Genomic DNA, 18,324 nt, shown 5'->3' with positions numbered 1-18,324 from the left:
AGAGCGTGGGAACGATCGGCCCGCGCAGTTACAGTTTGGCTTTAACGGCCGGCAACGCATCTTTGCCGTCCACGGTCTTCACCCCATTAAGCCACTTGTCCAGCACCGCCGGATTCGCCTTGATCCAGGCCTTCACCGCCTCCGCATTGCTGACCTTCTTGTTCACCACCTCGGCCATGATGCTGTTCTCCATCTCCTGAGTGAACGAAAGATTGGTCAGCAATTTACCCACATTCGGACAAGCCTCGGCGTAGCCCTTGCGGGTCAGGGTGTAGACGCTGCCGGTGTCGCCAAAGTACTTCTCGCCGCCCTTGAGGTAATGCATTTTCAGCTGCACGTTCATCGGGTGCGGGGTCCAGCCGAGGAAGGTGACGAATTTCTGCTTCTTCACCGCCCGGGACACTTCGGCGAGCATCGCCTGTTCGCTGGACTCGATCAGCTTCCACTGGCCGAGGTCGAAGTCGTTCTTCTTGATGATCTCTTGCAGCGAAATGTTCGCCGGCGCGCCGGAGCCGATGCCGTAAATCTTCTTCTCGAATTTATCGGCGTACTTATTCAGGTCGGCAAAGTTATGCACACCCGCGTCCCACACGTAATCCGGTACGGCCAGGGTGAATTCGGTGCCGTCGAGGTTCTTCGCCAGTTGGGTGACGTCGCCCCTGGCCACGAACTTGTCGTAGAAGCCCTGCTGCGCCGGCATCCAGTTGCCGAGGAACACGTCGACCTGGCCATCCTTCAAGCCGCCGAAGGTGATCGGCACGGCGAGGGTGTCGACCTTGGCCTTGTAGCCCATGCCATCCAGCAGAAACCCGGTGATGGCGTTGGTCGCGGCAATGTCGCTCCAGCCGGGATCGGCCATTTTCACCGTGTCGCAGCTCTCGGCGAACGCGGATGCGCTGCCCAGTGCCAGCAGACTGATCGTCACGACTGTGGATAACTTGACCATGGACTTCCCCTTAACGTTATTGGTTTTGGCAGGGTTGTGGATAACGGGCCTTGCGCTCCAGGTCATCGAGGTCGATGTGGTTGCGCATGTATTGCTGACTGGCGTCCACCAGCGGCTGGTGATCCCAGCTCTTCAGCTTGCCGATCGTCAGTGCCTCGGCGACGAAACGCCGGCGACGCTGGCTTTCGAGGACTTCGCGGTGGATTGCCGGTATGTCCCACTTGGCACGTGCTTCGGCGAGAAAATCGTCGAACAGCTGGCGATGTTGCGGTGATTGGCTGAGTTCTTCCTGCTCGCGTGGGTCGTTATCCACATCGAAGAGTAGGCAAGGGTCGGTTTCGCTGTAGATAAATTTGAAGGCGCCACGGCGGATCATCATCAGCGGGCTGACGGTGCCTTCGGCCATGTATTCGCCGAACACCTCGTCGTGACCGCCCTGCCCTTGCAGATGCGGCACCAACGAACGGCCGTCCAGCGGCAGATTCGGTTCCAGGTTGCCCCCGGCCAGTTCGACAAAGGTCGGCAACAGGTCGGCGGTGGAGACGGCAGAGCTGACACGGCCCGATTTGAACTGATCGGGTGCACTTATCAACAGGGGCACGCGAGCGGCCATTTCGTACCAGTGCATTTTGTACCAAAGGCCCTTCTCGCCGAGCATGTCGCCATGGTCACCGGAAAACACGATGACGGTGTCGTCCATCAGCCCACAATCTTCGAGGGTTTGCAGGAGTTTGCCGACGTTGGCGTCGATATAGCTACAGGCGCCGAAATAAGCGCGTCGCGCATCGCGAATCTTATCCACAGGCAGCGGCTTATCCCACAGGTCGTAAACCTTGAGCAAACGTTGGGAATGCGGATCGAGTGAGTGTTGATCCGGCGTCGTCGGAAGCGGGATATCCGCATCGTCGTACAAATCCCAGAACGCCTTGGGAATCGTGTACGGGTCGTGAGGGTGAGTCATCGACACGGTCAGGCAGAACGGCTGGTCGCCGTCCTCGCGAATATGGTCGAACAGATATTGCTGAGCCTTGAACACCACCTCTTCGTCGAAATCGAGCTGGTTGGTGCGCACGCACGGGCCGGCCTGCAACACCGAAGACATGTTGTGATACCAGGTCGGCCGCACATCCGGTTCGTCCCAGTTCACCGCCCAGCCGTAGTCGGCCGGATAAATGTCACTGGTCAGGCGCTCTTCGTAACCGTGCAGTTGATCGGGCCCGCAGAAGTGCATCTTGCCCGACAGCGCGGTGCGGTAACCGAGGCGGCGCAAGTAGTGAGCGTAGGTCGGAATGTCGGCAGGGAAATCGGCGGCGTTGTCATAGGCGCCGATCTTGCTCGGCAACTGGCCACTGACCAGGGTGAAACGCGACGGTGCGCACAGCGGGCTGTTGCAGTACGCGGCATCGAACACCACGCCTTGTTCGGCGAGGCGGCTGAGATTCGGCAGTTTGATCGGCGACGGGCCGTAGAACGGCAACATTGGCGCGGCCATTTGATCGGCCATGATGAAAAGAATGTTCTTGCGCTTCATGTGATCGCGGCATTCCATAGTGAATATTTATGCGACATTGCTGCGATCGAGCATGGATTCCACGCAATATCCGGTAAAGCCCGCGCCGGACAATGACTAGGATAAGCACAGCTTATGTATGAAGCTCTCGGTGATTTGTCGCTGGACCTGCTGCGCGCCTTCGAAGCCGCGGCCCGTCATCGCAGTTTTACCGCTGCGGCGGTTGAGCTCGGCACGACGCAACCGGCGATCAGTCAGCAGATCAAACGGCTGGAGGAACAGCTAGGAACGCGGCTGTTCGACCGCATCTACCGAGGCATCGAACTGACCGAGTTCGGCTCGATCCTGTTCGAGCAGGTTACCCTCGGTTTGCAGAATATCGACGCAGGATTGAGCGCGATCAGCACGCAGCAGCAACATGAGGTGCTGCAGGTCGCCACCGATTTCGCCTTCGCTGCGTATTGGCTGATGCCGCGGCTGCATCGTTTCCATGAAGCTTATCCACAGGTGGACGTGAGCCTGGTCACCAGCGAGCGCAATCACAACATGCTGCGCCCGGATATCGACGTTGCCGTGCTGTTCGGCGACGGTCGCTTCAAACAGGGCGAAAGTCACTGGCTGTTCAGCGAAGAAGTGTTTCCGGTGTGCAGCCCGCAACTGCTCAAGGATCGTCCCCTGCCCTTGCCGGCCCAGGCACTTATGGAATTTCCGCTGCTGCACCTGCGCGGGGAAAACAGCAGCAACTGGTTCGACTGGAGCGGTCTGTTTCGCGCGCTGAACATCAGCACGCCCCCGGCGCCTGGTCAGTTGCGGTTCGACAATTACACCTTGTTGATTCAAGCGGCGATTGGCGGTCAGGGTGTGGCGATCGGCTGGCGTCACCTTGTGGATAACTTGCTCACCCAAGGGCTGTTGTGCCGGCCGATCGCCGAAACCACCCTGTCGCGCCTCGGTTATTACGTAGTGCTGCCGCAGCGCAAACGCCGGGGCGCGTTGATCCAGACGTTCGTGGATTGGCTGATGGCCGAACAGGCAAGCAGCGCCGAATCCCTGGCCGGGCTGCCGTTGCCTTCGATTGCTGTGTAACGGATCAAGAGGCGGCGACAAAATCCACGTGCTGACGCAGATGCAGATTCAGCCGCAGCTCATCGGCAATCCCCACCGCCACCCGGTTCAGGCGTTCCAGCGGTTCGGCCAGACCCGGTTCAAGCGTGCGGCCGACCTGACTGAAATGTTCGATCGTCAGCCCGGCGACGCTGCGCGGTGCATTCACCAGCGTCCAGTGCAGCGGGCTGCTTTGCAGGGCTTCGCGCACTTCTTCGGCGGCGTGGCGTTGCAGTGGGTCGGCGTTTTCCGGATCGTCCAATGATTCGAATTCGCCGATAACAAACAGCCGTGAGACGTTCGCCGCTTGCAATCCATCGATCAACGCATCCACCGCCAGCACTTGTTCCACCGGCCCGAGCACCACGGATTTTTCAACATGATCGCTGCTCAGCGGCAAGCCCGGCGCATTGAGCAGGCAGATCACCGCCGAGCTGCCGGCCACGCTCTGATTGACCCGCTCGGCATCGAGCAGGTCGCCGCTTTTTGTGCGCAGCCCCGGCCGTGGCGCGAGCGCCGTCAGATCGTCGAGGATCGCGATGACTTCGTGCTGGCGGCGCAGCAGTTCAGCCATCAACGCACTGCCCAGGCTACTCATGGCACCATAGAGCACCACTTTTACCGCCGGGGTTTCGGCATTTTTCATGGCTGAGGTCCCTTTTGTTTTCCCTTGTATGGCGTGTGACATACGGGCAACGCCGAGGGTTCGAACCGATTCAGAGGGTTTGCGATGCACACGATCAAGGGTTATCACGCCCACGTTTATTACGACGCCAGCACGATCGAACAGGCGCGGGCGCTGTGTGAGCAGGCGGCAGCGCTGTTTCCATTGAAGATGGGGCGCGTGCATGAACGTCCGGTCGGCCCGCATCCGGACTGGAGCTGCCAGCTGGCCTTCGGCCCGGAGCTGATCGGTGACGTGCTGCCGTGGTTGGCGCTCAATCGCAAAGGGTTGGTGGTGTTCCTGCACCCGGACACCGGCGATGACTTGCTCGATCACACCGAACACGCAATCTGGATGGGCGCGATGCGGCCGCTGGATCTGTCTATTTTTTAATCAGATGGTTTCTTCGGGCTCGCCCGGCAGATGCTCGTCCAGGTGCAGCCATGGCAACTGGCTGTCGGTCCAGATGTGCCGCTCGGCGGCGGCCTGCTCTGGATGATCCAGCGTGGCTACCGTCAGATCGATGCTCTCGGGGCTGAGCAGCGTCACCAGCGCCAGTTGTGCGCCGCAGTTCGGGCAGAAGAACCGTGCACAACTGGTCGACGAGTCATAGCGCGAAGGCGTCCCGGCAAGCCACTGGAAGTTCGCCGCCGGCAGAGTGATCCAGGTAGTGACGATGCCGCCGCTGACCTTTCGACAGATCGAACAATGACAGTGGGCGATGTCGTGCAACGCTCCGCTGAACTGATAGCGGATATGTCCGCAATGGCAGCCACCGCTGTGCAACTCAGTCATAGTCCTGCCCTCCGCTTCCCGTGTTCATTGACTCTAGCCCGCATCCGACGGCCGGTTGGCCGTTCGCCCAAAGCTTTCTTGGGCGAAAGGTAGCTGAAAGGTTCCCCGATTAGGATCGCCCCCACTGCCGGCAACAGACCGGTTGGCCAACGCGTGTGATCGCTCGCACGACAGGCCCAATTAACAACAACAATGGTGATTCTGATGTCCTCTGCAACCCGCCTCCTCGCTGCAACTCCGCCCGTACGCCTCGTGCTTCCCGTTCTGCGCTGATCCGCCCGATCCGCTCACTTACCTAGCCGCGCTACGCCTGGAGTATTCCCATGCTGACTTTCCTTGGCTTCGCCATGGTCATCACGTTCATGTTCCTGATCATGACCAAGCGCCTGTCTGCGCTGATCGCTCTGATCATCATCCCGATCCTGTTCGCCCTGTTCGGTGGCTTCGCCCCGAAGATCGGCCCGATGATGCTCGAAGGTATTACCAAGCTTGCGCCGACCGGCGTGATGCTGATGTTCGCGATTCTGTATTTCGCCCTCATGATCGACTCCGGCCTGTTCGACCCGGCCGTGCGCAAGATCCTCAGACTGGTCAAGGGCGACCCGCTGAAAGTTTCGGTCGGCACCGCCGTACTGGCGCTCGTCGTTTCCCTCGATGGTGACGGCGCGACCACTTACATGATCTGCGTGGCCGCCATGCTGCCGCTGTACAGCCGCATCGGCATGAGCCCGCGAATCATGGCCGGTCTGATCATCCTCGCCGGCGGCGTGATGAACATGACCCCATGGGGTGGCCCGACTGCCCGTGCCGCCAGTGCGCTGCACGTGGACCCGTCGGACATCTTCGTACCGATGATCCCGGCGATGGCTGCCGGTGTGGTGGCGATCCTGATCATTGCCTACTTCTACGGCAAACGTGAGCGTGCGCGTCTGGGTGAGCTGCACCTGATCGGCGACGAAATCGATCACAGCGAAATCAGCGTCTCGCAATTCCCGGATGCCCGCCGTCCGAAACTGATCTGGTTCAACGGCCTGCTGACCCTGGCCCTGATGTGCACCCTGATCGCCGGCCTGCTGCCGCTGCCGGTACTGTTCATGGTGGCGTTCAGTATTGCCATGATCGTCAACTATCCTTGCCTGCAAATGCAGAAGGATCGCGTCGCCGCCCATGCCGGCAGCGTGCTGTCGGTGGTCAGCCTGATCTTCGCGGCGGGCATTTTCACCGGTATCCTGTCGGGCACCGGCATGGTCGATGCCATGTCGAAAAGCCTGCTGGCGGTGATCCCTGATTTCCTCGGCCCGTACCTGGCGGTGATCACGGCGCTGGTGAGCATGCCGTTCACGTTCTTCATGTCGAACGACGCGTTCTACTACGGTGTGTTGCCGGTGTTGTCCGAAGCGGCCAGCCATTACGGCATCACTGCGGTGGAAATGGCCCGTGCCTCGATCGTCGGTCAGCCGGTTCACCTGCTGAGCCCACTGGTGCCGTCGACGTACCTGCTGGTCGCACTGGCGGGCATCGAGTTCGGCGATCACCAGCGTTTCACCCTGAAGTGGGCAGTGCTGGTCTGCCTGTGCATACTGGTAGCTGCCTTGCTTTTGGGCACTTTCCCGCTGTTCAGCACGTTGTAACGGTACCAAACTCACCAGGACGCCAGCTGATTGCTGGCGTCCTGGTTTAACACTCGCTCAAAGGAATACACATGGAATGGCTGACCAACCCTGAGATCTGGGTTGCCTTCTTCACCCTGACCGCCCTGGAAATCGTTCTGGGCATCGATAACATCATCATGATTTCGATCCTGGTCAGCCGCATGCCCAAACACATGCAGCAGCGCACCCGGATCTTCGGTCTTGGCCTGGCCATGATCACGCGGATCCTGTTGCTGCTGTCGATCACCTGGGTCATGCGCCTCACCGCCGACCTGTTCGAAGTGTTCGGCCAGGGCATTTCCGGTCGCGACCTGATCCTGTTCTTCGGTGGCCTGTTCCTGCTGTGGAAAAGCTCCCAGGAGATGTACCACGCGCTGGAAGGTGAAGACGAAAGCGACGACACGCCTGGCGGCAAGGGCGGTAACTTCCTCTACACCATCATCCAGATCGCGATCATCGACATCGTGTTCTCGCTGGACTCGGTGATCACCGCCGTCGGCATGGTGTCCCACGTTCCGGTCATGGTCGCGGCGATCATCGTTGCGGTACTGGTGATGATGCTGGCTTCGGGCAAGATCAGCGAGTTCATCGACAAGCATCCGTCGCTGAAAATGCTCGCGCTGTCGTTCCTGCTGGTGGTCGGCACCGTGCTGATTGCCGAATCGTTCGACGTGCACGTACCGAAAGGCTACGTCTACTTCGCCATGGCGTTCTCGCTGGCGGTCGAAGCGATCAACATCAAGATGCGCACCGCCATCGCGAAAAAACGCAAACAACAGGATCCGGTGAAACTGCGCAAGGATATTCCGGGTCAGTAACCCGAACGCTGCGCAACAGATCAAAGGGCCTTCGGGCCCTTTTTTCATGGCTGCATGAACCTGTTTTCATGACACTTTTGTTTCAATCCCCGCTTTAGCTGTGCAATGCTGGCGCCCAGACCGTTAGCCAACTACAGCTTAAGTATCAGAACGTAGAAATTGCGCGGTACCGTCAACTTGCCCCTCTGGGGCGCTGCTATTACAGGGGGTCTGCATGCTAACCCTGCTCAATCTGCTCTCTGCCGTGGCCCTGCTGATCTGGGGCACGCACATCGTCCGAACCGGCATCCTGCGGGTGTACGGCACCAATCTGCGCCACGTGATCGGCCAGAACATGTCCAGACGCTGGCTGGCCTTTGTCGCCGGCATCCTCGTGACCGCGATGGTGCAGAGCAGCAACGCCACCGCCATGCTCGTGACGTCCTTTGTCGGTCAGGGCCTGATGGCGTTGACCCCGGCCCTGGCCACCATGCTTGGCGCCGACGTCGGTACGGCGCTGATGGCGCGGGTGCTGACGTTCGACCTGTCGTGGTTGTCGCCGCTGCTGATTTTCATCGGGGTGATTTTCTTTCTCTCGCGCAAGCAGACCCGGCTCGGGCAGATGGGCCGTGTGGCCATCGGGTTGGGGCTGATCATCCTGGCGCTGCAACTGATCGTCGAGGCCGCCGCGCCGATCACCCATGCCCAAGGGGTGAAGGTGATTTTCGCGTCGCTGACCGGCGATATCCTGCTCGACGCCCTGGTCGGCGCGCTGTTCGCGATGATTTCCTACTCCAGCCTGGCGGCCGTGTTGTTGACTGCCACGCTCGCCGGCGCTGCGGTGATCAGTCTGCCGGTGGCGATCGGTCTGGTGATCGGCGCCAACATCGGCAGCGGCGTGCTGGCGTTCATGAGCACCAGCATGCAGAACGCCGCCGGCCGGCAGGTGGCGCTGGGCAGCCTGCTGTACAAGCTGATCGGGCTGCTGTTGATCATTCCGGTGCTCGACCCGCTGGTGCACTGGATCGACAGCCTGGATTTCAGCCCGCAGGAAATGGTCATTGGCTTCCACCTGCTCTACAACACCGCGCGCTGTCTGATCCTGCTGCCGAGCGTCGGGCCGATGGCGCGGCTGTGCGCCTGGCTGCTGCCGGAGCGCCCGGAGGTCAACGGCACCGCCAAGCCGCGTCACCTCGACGCCACCGCCCTGGTCACGCCGAGCCTGGCACTGGCCAACGCCGCCCGGGAAACCCTGCGCATGGGCGACCTGATCGACAACATGCTCGACGCGACCCTCGACGTACTGCGCGGCAAGCAGACCGCCGTCACCCAGGAAATGCGCAAGCTGACCGATGACGTCGAAGCGCTGTACAGCGCGATCAAGCTGTATCTCGCGCAGATGCCCCGCGAAGATTTAGGCGAGCAGGACAGTCGGCGCTGGGCGGAGATCATCGAACTGGCGATCAACCTCAAACTGGCCAGCGACCTGATCGAACGCATGCTGCGCAAAGTGCAGCAGCAGAAGACTTCGCAGCGTCGGTCGTTTTCCGAAGACGGGCTGGAAGAGCTGGCCGGCCTGCACCAGCAATTGATCGCCAACCTGCGGCTCGGGCTGTCGGTGTTCCTCAGCGGCGACAAGGAAAGCGCCCGCCAGTTGCTGCGTGAGAAACGTCGCTTTCGCGCACAGGAACGACGTCTGGCCCATGCCCATGTCAGCCGGTTGCAACGTAAGATCGTGCAGAGTATCGAGACCAGTTCGTTGCACCTGGAGTTGATTGCCGACATGAAACGCCTGAACTCGCTGTTCTGCAGCAGCGCCTATGTAGTGCTGGAAACTTCCGATACCGGCGCGCTGGCGGCGGACGATATGGCGGACATCACGCATTCGCCTTGAACGTCTGGGGTTGTGGTCAGTCAGTAACTCAAGGTTCGGCCTCGCGGTCGGACTGACGACACGGATCTCCAATTCAGCCGTATGGAAGCTCGTTATGCGTTGCCTGTTGTTCGCCTGTCTGTTGCTCGGTTCCCTGCCCGCCTTCGCCCTGGATCGCTTTCAGGTCGAAGGTTATGCGCTGCCCAACGGTCTGCAATTGCTGCTCAAGCCCGGCACCGAGCGTGGGCACGTGGCGATCCGGCTGGTGATCGGCGTCGGTCTGGACGATTTCGACTGCAATGAAAAAGAGTTGCCGCACCTGCTCGAGCACTTGCTGTTCAGCGGCATCGACGCCACCGGCGAAGGTGGTCTCGAAGAACGCATGCAAGCCCTCGGCGGCGACTGGAACGCCTTCACCAGCAACGCCGACACCACGTTCGTCATCGAAGCCCCGGCGAAAAACCAGCGCAAGGTCCTCGACCTGCTGCTGGACCTGCTGACCCAGACCCGCTTCGACGACAACGCGATCAACGCCGCCAAACGGGTGGTCGAGCGTGAGGACGGCGGCCATTACACCCGGCTGCAACGCTTCCTCGACCGGCAGGATCTGGGCCACACCGCGAGCAATCAACTGGCGGTCGAACTGGGCCTCAAATGCCCGCAGCGGGCCGAGGTCGATGGCCTGACCCGCGAGCAGCTGGAGAAGGTGCGCAAGGCCTGGTACGCACCGAACAACATGACCCTGATCGTCGTCGGTGACCTCGATAAATTGCTGCCGGCCTATCTGGAGCGGGCATGGGGCGCGCTGGAAGCGGTCGACCCGAGCGAACACCGTCCGCTGCCGGACATCCGCGCCAGCGCCGCTCACGAACGCACGATCACTCGCGGCTTCATCGGCAACAGCGCCAAGTTGCACTGGCTGGTGCCGGAGCCGGTGCTGGACGATCAGTACGACGAAACCTTCGACCTGCTCAAGGAGTACCTGGAGTGGGCGCTGTACCGCCAATTGCGCCTGAACCACGGTTTGTCCTACGGGCCGTGGGCCGAGCGCGAGGTGTTCGGCGGCGTGGGTTTCATGAGCCTTAACGCCGATCTGGATCGCGGTGATATCGCCGAAGCCGAACAAGTGCTGGAAGACCTCAAAGCCGACCTGCTGAAAAACGGCCTCGACGCCGACACCTTCAATCGCTTGAAACAAGCCGCCATCGCCCATCAGGCGTGGGCCGTACAAGGCACCAGCGCCATGGCCGACTATTACTGGAGCGCCTTGGGCGACTACGAGGATGGCCGTTTTGCCGATCCTGCGCGGGAACTGCAAGGCGTGACGCTGGAGGCTGCGAACAAGGCCATGCGCGAGTTGCTGCTGCAACCGGGTTATCTGCGGATCGAGAAACCGCTGATCAGCGACGATCAGGTGTTGTGGCTGCTGGCAGGCGGATTGGGCGTGGTGGTGCTGACCCTGCTTGGCTGGCGCCTGCATCGGCGCAAATCCGTGCATCCAGACTGACCGGCAGCCTCGCCACGCGGCCCGGCGGGCGGTACTCTGTCGGGGTTTTTTCCTCGACTGTCGTGAACCGCCCAAATGTCTAAATTGACCCTCCTGATCCAGCGCATTCTCGAACTGATGAAGCGCTACCCCGGGGTCATCGCGCTCGGCGGTTTCATCTCCGGGGTCGGCAGCTTCATTCTGGTCGACCGGCAACAGGGGCTCGCGAGCTGGATCACCACGATCATGCTGCTGAGCTGGATCTGGCTGATGCTGGAAAACAGCCTGACCAGACTGTTCACGCGGATCTTCAAACGGGAAATCCCCCAGCCGCTGCTGCGTTACGCGACGCAGATGATCCACCAGGAAAGTCTGTTTTTCGTCCTGCCGTTCTTCTTCATCACCACCACCTGGAACAGCGGCCAGCTGTTTTTCACCGGGCTGTTGTGCATCGCGGCGCTGATCTCGATCGTCGACCCGCTCTACTACAAATGGCTGGCGCCACGGCGCTGGGCGTTCCTTGCGCTGCATACCCTGACCCTGTTCGCCGCCCTGCTCACCGCGCTGCCGGTGATCATGCACCTGACCACTTCGCAGAGCTTCAAATGGGCGCTGGGGATTGCGGTGGTGTTGTCGTTCCCGAGCCTGGCGTCGATCTTCCCGATCCGCACCGTGCGCAACGCGCTGGCGATCCTGTGTATCACGGTCGGCATCGGCGGCGTGGGCTGGGTCCTGCGTTCGTGGGTACCGCCGGCGACGTTGTGGATGACCGACGTGGCGATCAGCACCCAGGTGCAGGACCGGGTTCCGGGGGCCAGCCTCAAGGAAGTCAGCGCCGAGCAGATCCGTGGCGGCGGGCTCTACGCCTACACCGCGATCAACGCGCCGCGCGGGCTCGATGAGCGGATTTATCACGTCTGGCAGTTCAACGGCAAAGAGGTCGACCGCATCGCCCTCGACATCCACGGCGGACGCAAGGAAGGCTACCGGGCCTGGACGCACAAGCAGAACTTCCCCGGTAACCCGGCGGGCAAATGGCAGGTGCGGGTGTTGACCGAAGACGGTCAGGTGATTGGCGTGCTGCGCTTCGAGGTCACGGACAGCACACCGACCAAAGAAAAGTAACCGTGTTCGTGCTATTACGTATGCCAGCGTATTCAGCCGAACAAGCACGGAGCTTATGACCAGCAGCCCAATGACCGGCAGTGCCCGCCTGGACACCTCGATCACCCCTGCCCGCCTGCGGGTGACCGGGGACTGGACGCTTGCCCACTACGCCGACCTCAAGCAACTGAGCGAAACGCTCCACGGCCAGTACGACGCCAACACCCCTATCGACCTCAACGGCCTCGGCGCCCTCGACACCGCCGGCGCGTCGCTGCTGGTGGAACTGCTTGGCTCCGAGCGGTTGGGCAAGTCCGCCGAACACCCCGACTGCACGATTTCCAGCGCCGACCGCGCCTTGCTGCAGACCGTGTATCGCTCGCTGACCGACTTCTGCGTACCGATCAAGGAACCGGAAATCAGCGTCAGCGTGCAATTGCTGACGCGCATCGGCCGGGCCGTCGACACGGTCTGGAAGGACACCCTGCAGCTGCTCGGCTTCGTCGGCCTGATCCTCGAAACCATCGCTCGTAGCCTGTTCCGGCCCAAGCGCTGGCGGATCACGCCGATGATCGCGCACATCGAACAGACCGGCCTCGACGCTGCGCCCATCGTCGCGTTGCTGACCTTTCTGGTGGGCGCGGTGGTGGCGTTCCTCGGGGCGACGGTGCTGGCCAGTTTCGGTGCCAGCGTGTTCACCGTGGACCTGGTGGGCTTCGCCTTTCTGCGCGAATTCGGGGTGTTGCTCACGGCGATCCTGATGGCCGGCCGCACCGCCAGTGCCTTCACCGCGCAGATCGGCTCGATGAAGGCCAACGAGGAAATCGACGCGATTCGCACCCTCGGCCTCGATCCCATGGAATTGCTGGTGGTGCCGCGGGTGCTGGCGTTGCTGGTGGCGCTGCCGATGCTGACTTTTCTGGCGATGATCTGCGGGATCGTTGGCGGCGCGGTGGTCTGCGCGGTGTCGCTGGATATCTCGCCGGCGATGTTCCTGTCGCTGCTGCAAAGCGACATAGGGATTCAACATTTCCTGGTGGGCCTGGTCAAAGCCCCGATCTTCGCGTTCCTGATCGCCGCCATCGGCTGTCTGGAGGGCTTCAAGGTCAGCGGCAGCGCCGAATCGGTCGGCGCCCACACCACCTCCAGTGTGGTGCAATCGATTTTCGTGGTGATCGTGCTCGATGCGGTCGCCGCGCTGTTTTTCATGGAGATGGGCTGGTGAGTCGTCTACCCCGCGCGCCCTCCGAGGCGGTGATCGAAGTCCGTGGGCTGTGCAATCGCTTCGGCAGCCAGAGCGTGCACGAGAACCTCGACCTCGACTTGTACAAAGGCGAGATCCTGGCTGTGGTCGGCGGCTCCGGCAGCGGTAAATCGGTGTTGCTGCGCAGCATCGTCGGCTTGCGCCGGCCCAGCGAAGGCATGGTCAAGGTGTTCGGCCAGAACCTGCCGAGCCTGCCGGAGCATGAGCGTTCGCTGATCGAGCGGCGTTTCGGTGTGTTGTTCCAGAAAGGCGCGCTGTTTTCGTCGCTGACCGTCACCGAGAACGTCGCCCTGCCCCTGATCGAACACGCCGGCCTGAGCCGCGACGACGCCGAGCATCTGGCGGCGGTGAAGCTGGCGCTGGCCGGGCTGCCGCTGTCGGCGGCGGACAAGTACCCGGCCTCGCTGTCCGGCGGCATGATCAAACGCGCGGCACTGGCCCGGGCGCTGGCGCTGGACCCGGACATCCTGTTTCTCGACGAACCCACCGCCGGCCTCGATCCGATTGGCGCCGCGCAGTTCGACCAATTGATCCTGACCCTGCGCGATGCGCTGGGCCTGAGCGTGTTTCTGGTGACCCACGACCTCGACACGCTCTACACCATCACCGACCGCGTCGCGGTACTGGCGCAGAAGAAAGTGCTGGTGGCCGGTCCCATCGACGTGGTCTCGGAAACCGACGACGCGTGGATTCACGAATACTTCCACGGCCCTCGCGGCCGCTCGGCGCTGGACGCCGCCAAACAGCTCAACGAGGTCTGACATGGAAACCCGAGCCCATCATGTATTGATCGGCCTGTTCACGGTGATTGTGGTAGCGGGCGCCCTGCTCTTCGGTCTGTGGCTGGCCAAGTCCAGCGTCGACACCGAGTTCAAGGATTACGAAATCGTCTTCAACGAGGCGGTCAGTGGCCTGTCCCGGGGCAGCCCGGTGCAGTACAGCGGGATCAAGGTCGGCGATGTGGTCAGCCTGCGCCTCGACCCGCAGGACCCGCGCCGGGTGCTGGCGCGGATTCGTCTGGCGGGCGACACGCCGGTCAAGGAAGACACCCAAGCCAAACTGGCCCTGGCCGGGATCACCGGCACCTCGATCATCCAGCTCAGCGGTGGCACGCCAGAGAGCCCGAAACTCAAGGGCCATGACGGAAATCTGCCAACCATCGTCGCCTCGCCCTCGCCGATCTCGCGGCTGCTCAATGACAGCAACGACTTGATGAGCGGAGTCAGCACGCTGCTGAGTAACGCCAATCAGATGTTCTCCGCCGACAACATCGAGCGCGTGAGCAAAACCCTCGAGCATCTGGAGCAGACCACCGGCTCGATCAACGATCAGCGCGGCGATCTGCGTCAGGCCATGCAGCAACTGGCGACGGTGGGCAAACAGGCCGGCAACATGCTCGAACAGACTTCGGCGCTGATGCGCAACGCCAATGGCTTGCTCAACGATCAGGGCAAACAGGCGCTGGGCAGTGCCGAACAGGCGATGAAGTCCCTGGAGCAAAGCAGCGCCACCATCAACGGCCTGTTGAGCAAGAACCAGAACTCCCTCGACAGCGGCATGCAGGGCCTTAACGGTCTGGCCCCGGCGATCCGCGAACTGCGTGAAACCCTGAACTCGCTGCGCGCCATTTCCCAACGCCTGGAGGCCAACCCCAGCGGTTACCTGCTGGGCAGTGACAAGAACAAGGAGTTCACGCCATGAAGCTGACTCGCCTCGCCCTCCTCGCCGGCTTCACGCTGATCAGTGCGTGCTCGATCCTGCCCAAGTCCGAGCCGCTGGATGTCTACCGTTTGCCAGCCGCACAGGCGCCCGCCTCGGCCAGTTCGGCATCTATGCAGCACTGGTCGCTACGGTTGAACAAACTGCAGGCCAGCGAAGCGCTGAACCGGCCGGGCATCGCAGTGATTCCCCAGGGTGACGTGATCAGCACGTATAAGGCCTCGCGCTGGAGCGATCCGGCGCCGGTGCTGATGCGTAACCGGTTGCTTGATGGATTCCAGCGCGATGGCCGGGTATCGCTGTTGAGCACCGACGACAGCAACTTTCAGGCGGATCTTGAACTGGGCGGCAGCCTGCAGGCGTTTCAGACCGAGTATCAGGGCACGCAGGCCAGCGTGGTGGTGCGGGTCGATGCGCTGCTGGTGCGCGGATACGACCAGCGGATTCTCGCCAGCCGCCGCTTCGAAGAGCGTCAGCCGCTCAATGATGTGAAAGTCCCTGCGGTGGTGGCCGGCTTCGGTCAGGCCAGTGATCGCCTCACCGCGAAGGTGGTGGCTTGGGCGGTGGAGCAAGGGCAGAAAGTTGCCCCACCTGCCCGGCCTTGAGCCTTAACCGAAGAACCAGTAGCAGACGCCGATAGCGCCGAGCACGCCCGCCAGCTCGGCCAGCAGCGCGCAACCGACGGCATGCCGGGCGCGCTGGATGCCCACCGCGCCGAAGTACACCGCCAGCACGTAGAACGTGGTTTCGGTGCTGCCCTGAATGGTTGCGGCCACCAGCGCCGGGAAGCTGTCCACGCCCGAGGTCTTCATCGTTTCGATCAGCATCGCCCGGGCGGCGCTGCCGGAGAACGGTTTGACCATAGCAGTCGGCAGCGCATCGACGAAACGCGTGTCCCACCCTGCCCACTCCACCAGATGGCGAATGCCGTCGAGGCCGAAGTCCAGCGCGCCGGATGCGCGCAATACGCCGATCGCGCAGAGCATCGCCACCAGATATGGCAGCAGGTTCTTGGCGACGTCGAAACCTTCCTTCGCACCTTCGACAAACGCCTCGTAGACCTTCACCTTGCGCAACGCGCCGATCACCAGAAACAGCATGATCAGGCCGAACAGCGTCAGGTTGCCGAGGATCGACGACAGGCCCGCCAGCGCAGTGGCCGACATCGTCGCGAGCAACGCCATAAAGCCGCCGAGGATCAGCGCGCCGGGAATCAGGTAAGCCAGCACCACCGGGTCCCAGACCCGCAGGCGCTGCATGAACGCCACCGACAGGAAGCCGACGATGGTCGAGCAACTGGTGGCCAGCAGGATCGGCAGGAACACCAGCGTCGGGTCCGGCGCGCCTTGCTGGGCGCGGTACATGAAGATCGTCACCGGCAGCAGGGTCAGGGACGAGGCGTTGAGCACCAGGAACAGGATCTGCGCGTTGCTGGCGATGGTCGAGCTGGGGTTGAGCTCTTGCAGCGCCTTCATGGCTTTGAGGCCGATCGGCGTGGCGGCGTTGTCCAGGCCCAGACCGTTGGCGGCGAAGTTAAGGGTGATCAGGCCGATGGCCGGGTGCCCCGCCGGCACTTCAGGCATCAGTCGCAGGAACAGCGGGCCCAGCGCTTTGGCCAGCCACTCGACGATCCCGGCCTTCTCGGCGATCCGCAGGAAACCCAGCCACAGGGTCAGCGTGCCGAACAGCAGCACCATGACTTCGACCGACAGCTTGGCCATGGCAAAAATGCTTTCCACCATCGCCGCGAAGATCCCGGCGTTGCCGCCGATCAGCCATTGCCCCAGCGCCGAAACGGCTGCCACGATGAAGAAGCCAAGCCACAGGCCATTAAGCATCAGTCAAATCCCCCGGAAGATGCGGCGAATGATAGCGGGGTCGCCAGAAACGACAAACCCCGGATTTCTCCGGGGTTTGTCAGGGTGCCTGGCGGGCGGGGATCAGTTGTTGGAAACGTCACCGGCCGGCAGTTTTTCCTTGCTGCGCCAGTGCGGCAGCGAGTTCCAGTAGCGCTGGCCCTTGGCGTCGTCGTACATGCCTTCCCAACGCGCGATAACCAGTACCGCCAAGGCGTTGCCGATCACGTTCAGAGCAGTACGCGCCATGTCCATCACACGGTCGACACCGGCGATGAAGGCCAGACCTTCCAGCGGAATACCGACGCTGCCCAGAGTGGCCAGCAGTACCACGAAGGACACGCCCGGCACGCCGGCGATACCTTTGGAGGTCACCATCAGGGTCAGGACCAGCAGCAGTTGCTGGCTGATCGACAGGTCGATGCCGTACAGCTGGGCAATGAAGATGGCGGCGATGGACTGGTACAGGGTCGAACCGTCGAGGTTGAACGAGTAGCCGGTCGGTACTACGAAGCTGCAGATGGCTTTCGGTGCGCCGTAGGCTTCCATCTTCTCGATCACGCGTGGCAGCACGGTTTCCGAGGAAGCGGTGGAGTAAGCCAGCACCAGCTCATCCTTGAAGATGCGCATCAGCTTGATCACCGAGAAGCCGAACATCTTGGCGATCAGGCCCAGAATCACGAAGGCGAAGAAGGCGATGGCGACGTAAACCAGGATCACCAGCTTGGCCAGCGGCAGCAGCGAAGCGAAACCGAAGTTGGCCACGGTCACCGCGATCAGAGCGAACACACCAATTGGCGCGTAGTTCATGATCATGTGGGTGACTTTGAACATGCTTTCCGAGACGCCCTGGAACATCTTCACCAGCGGCTCGCGCAGGTCCGACTGCAGGCTCGACAGACCGAGACCGAACAGTACGGAGAAGAAGATGATCGGCAGCATTTCGCCGCGGGCCATGGCCGCGAAGATGTTCGACGGGATCAGGTTGAGGATGGTCTCGATGAACGCGTGTTCATGCTGCACTTCGGCGGCGGTCGCCTGGTACTTGGAGATGTCCACAGTCCCCAGGGTGCTCATGTCGATGCCGGCACCCGGATGGAACAGGTTGGCCAGCAGCAGGCCGACAACGATGGCGATGGTGGTGACGATTTCGAAGTAGATGATGGTCTTCAGGCCGATGCGCCCGAGCTTCTTGGCGTCGCCCACGCCGGCAATGCCGACGATCAGGGAAGAAATGACGATCGGGATCACGATCATCTTGATCAGACGGATAAAGATATCGCCTGCCGGTTGCAGGACGTTGCTGATCCACCAGGCCTTCTCGGCACTGAAATGGTTGAGCAACGCACCGATTGCAATCCCCAACACCAGACCGATGAGGATCTGCCAGGCGAGGCTAAGCTTTGCCTTCTTCATTATCTTTACCCTTACTTGCGTTTGACTCAGGCACATGCAGGAACTGGAACGCTCTTTAGCGGAAAAGTTTGTGCATCTGCCTCCGTATAAGGTGCCCCGGGCCGTGTGTTTACGGCTCTCCGGCAGGCGAAAAAAGGC

17 protein-coding genes are annotated in these 18,324 nt (G+C 61.7%); 11 read left to right on the top strand and 6 right to left on the bottom strand.

All coding sequences use genetic code 11. The annotated features are described in order from the left end of the window. Positions 1 to 28: 28 nt before the first annotated feature. Both choX and betC read right to left on the bottom strand, forming a co-directional pair. Complete coding sequence (choX, locus tag AC1Q9F_RS15310) at positions 29 to 946, bottom strand: choline ABC transporter substrate-binding protein (protein WP_492620310.1); 918 nt, start codon at positions 944 to 946, stop codon at positions 29 to 31. A gap of 16 nt (positions 947 to 962) precedes the next feature. Further along, positions 963 to 2,477, bottom strand: a complete 1,515-nt coding sequence (gene betC / locus AC1Q9F_RS15305) for a choline-sulfatase (protein ID WP_492620311.1) — start codon at positions 2,475 to 2,477, stop codon at positions 963 to 965. A gap of 114 nt (positions 2,478 to 2,591) precedes the next feature. Here betC and AC1Q9F_RS15300 point away from each other — a divergent pair, with 114 nt between their 5' ends. After that, positions 2,592 to 3,542: a choline sulfate utilization transcriptional regulator gene (locus tag AC1Q9F_RS15300; protein ID WP_492620312.1), complete on the top strand. Its 951-nt coding sequence runs from the start codon at positions 2,592 to 2,594 to the stop codon at positions 3,540 to 3,542. 4 nt (positions 3,543 to 3,546) lie between these two features. On the opposite strand, the gene AC1Q9F_RS15295 is transcribed toward AC1Q9F_RS15300, so the two are convergent. Then, on the bottom strand, positions 3,547 to 4,206 hold the full coding sequence (locus AC1Q9F_RS15295; protein ID WP_492620313.1) for an NAD(P)-dependent oxidoreductase: 660 nt from the start codon (positions 4,204 to 4,206) through the stop codon (positions 3,547 to 3,549). Positions 4,207 to 4,290: 84 nt separating this feature from the next. On the opposite strand from AC1Q9F_RS15295, the gene AC1Q9F_RS15290 reads away from it, so the two are divergent. Then, positions 4,291 to 4,617 (top strand): DOPA 4,5-dioxygenase family protein, encoded by a 327-nt coding sequence (locus AC1Q9F_RS15290; protein WP_262193003.1) that lies wholly within the window; start codon positions 4,291 to 4,293, stop codon positions 4,615 to 4,617. Here AC1Q9F_RS15290 and AC1Q9F_RS15285 read toward each other — a convergent pair whose 3' ends face one another. Then, entirely contained in the window at positions 4,618 to 5,019 is a 402-nt protein-coding gene (locus AC1Q9F_RS15285; protein WP_492620314.1) for a GFA family protein, read from the bottom strand. It abuts the gene before it with no gap. 323 nt (positions 5,020 to 5,342) lie between these two features. Here AC1Q9F_RS15285 and AC1Q9F_RS15280 point away from each other — a divergent pair, with 323 nt between their 5' ends. From AC1Q9F_RS15280 to AC1Q9F_RS15240, 9 genes are all read left to right on the top strand, one after another. Continuing rightward, on the top strand, positions 5,343 to 6,650 hold the full coding sequence (locus AC1Q9F_RS15280; protein WP_492620315.1) for a CitMHS family transporter: 1,308 nt from the start codon (positions 5,343 to 5,345) through the stop codon (positions 6,648 to 6,650). 71 nt (positions 6,651 to 6,721) lie between these two features. Further along, positions 6,722 to 7,489 carry a TerC family protein gene (locus AC1Q9F_RS15275; RefSeq protein ID WP_492620316.1) on the top strand — a complete coding sequence of 256 codons (768 nt, stop codon included), beginning with the start codon at positions 6,722 to 6,724 and terminating at the stop codon, positions 7,487 to 7,489. A 214-nt stretch (positions 7,490 to 7,703) separates the two neighbouring features. Continuing rightward, the gene (locus AC1Q9F_RS15270) at positions 7,704 to 9,362 is read left to right on the top strand and encodes a Na/Pi cotransporter family protein (protein ID WP_492620317.1); all 1,659 of its coding nucleotides are present in this window, start codon (positions 7,704 to 7,706) and stop codon (positions 9,360 to 9,362) included. Positions 9,363 to 9,456: 94 nt separating this feature from the next. Then, positions 9,457 to 10,848, top strand: a complete 1,392-nt coding sequence (locus AC1Q9F_RS15265) for a M16 family metallopeptidase (protein ID WP_492620318.1) — start codon at positions 9,457 to 9,459, stop codon at positions 10,846 to 10,848. Between the two features lie 75 nt (positions 10,849 to 10,923). Continuing rightward, positions 10,924 to 11,952, top strand: a complete 1,029-nt coding sequence (locus AC1Q9F_RS15260; protein ID WP_007954065.1) for a DUF5924 family protein — start codon at positions 10,924 to 10,926, stop codon at positions 11,950 to 11,952. Positions 11,953 to 12,007: 55 nt separating this feature from the next. Then, a complete protein-coding gene (locus AC1Q9F_RS15255) occupies positions 12,008 to 13,156 on the top strand; it encodes an ABC transporter permease (protein ID WP_492620319.1) in 1,149 nt (382 codons plus the stop codon). After that, complete coding sequence (locus tag AC1Q9F_RS15250) at positions 13,153 to 13,956, top strand: ABC transporter ATP-binding protein (protein WP_007954063.1); 804 nt, start codon at positions 13,153 to 13,155, stop codon at positions 13,954 to 13,956. The genes AC1Q9F_RS15255 and AC1Q9F_RS15250 overlap by 4 nt, the downstream gene beginning before the upstream one ends. 1 nt (position 13,957) lies before the next feature. Beyond that, a complete protein-coding gene (locus tag AC1Q9F_RS15245) occupies positions 13,958 to 14,896 on the top strand; it encodes an MlaD family protein (protein WP_492620320.1) in 939 nt (312 codons plus the stop codon). Further along, the gene (locus AC1Q9F_RS15240) at positions 14,893 to 15,519 is read left to right on the top strand and encodes an ABC-type transport auxiliary lipoprotein family protein (protein WP_492620321.1); all 627 of its coding nucleotides are present in this window, start codon (positions 14,893 to 14,895) and stop codon (positions 15,517 to 15,519) included. The genes AC1Q9F_RS15245 and AC1Q9F_RS15240 overlap by 4 nt, the downstream gene beginning before the upstream one ends. Positions 15,520 to 15,522: 3 nt before the next feature. On the opposite strand, the gene AC1Q9F_RS15235 is transcribed toward AC1Q9F_RS15240, so the two are convergent. Continuing rightward, positions 15,523 to 16,752, bottom strand: coding sequence for a nucleoside recognition domain-containing protein (locus AC1Q9F_RS15235; protein ID WP_007954056.1), 1,230 nt, complete (start codon positions 16,750 to 16,752; stop codon positions 15,523 to 15,525). A 102-nt stretch (positions 16,753 to 16,854) separates the two neighbouring features. Continuing rightward, a complete protein-coding gene (gltP, locus tag AC1Q9F_RS15230) occupies positions 16,855 to 18,186 on the bottom strand; it encodes a glutamate/aspartate:proton symporter GltP (protein WP_007954055.1) in 1,332 nt (443 codons plus the stop codon). Positions 18,187 to 18,324: the final 138 nt, after the last annotated feature.

It is taken from the genome of Pseudomonas sp. GW823-FHT04A03 (assembly GCF_058796615.1).
This window is presented reverse-complemented; position numbering and strand designations above follow the sequence as displayed.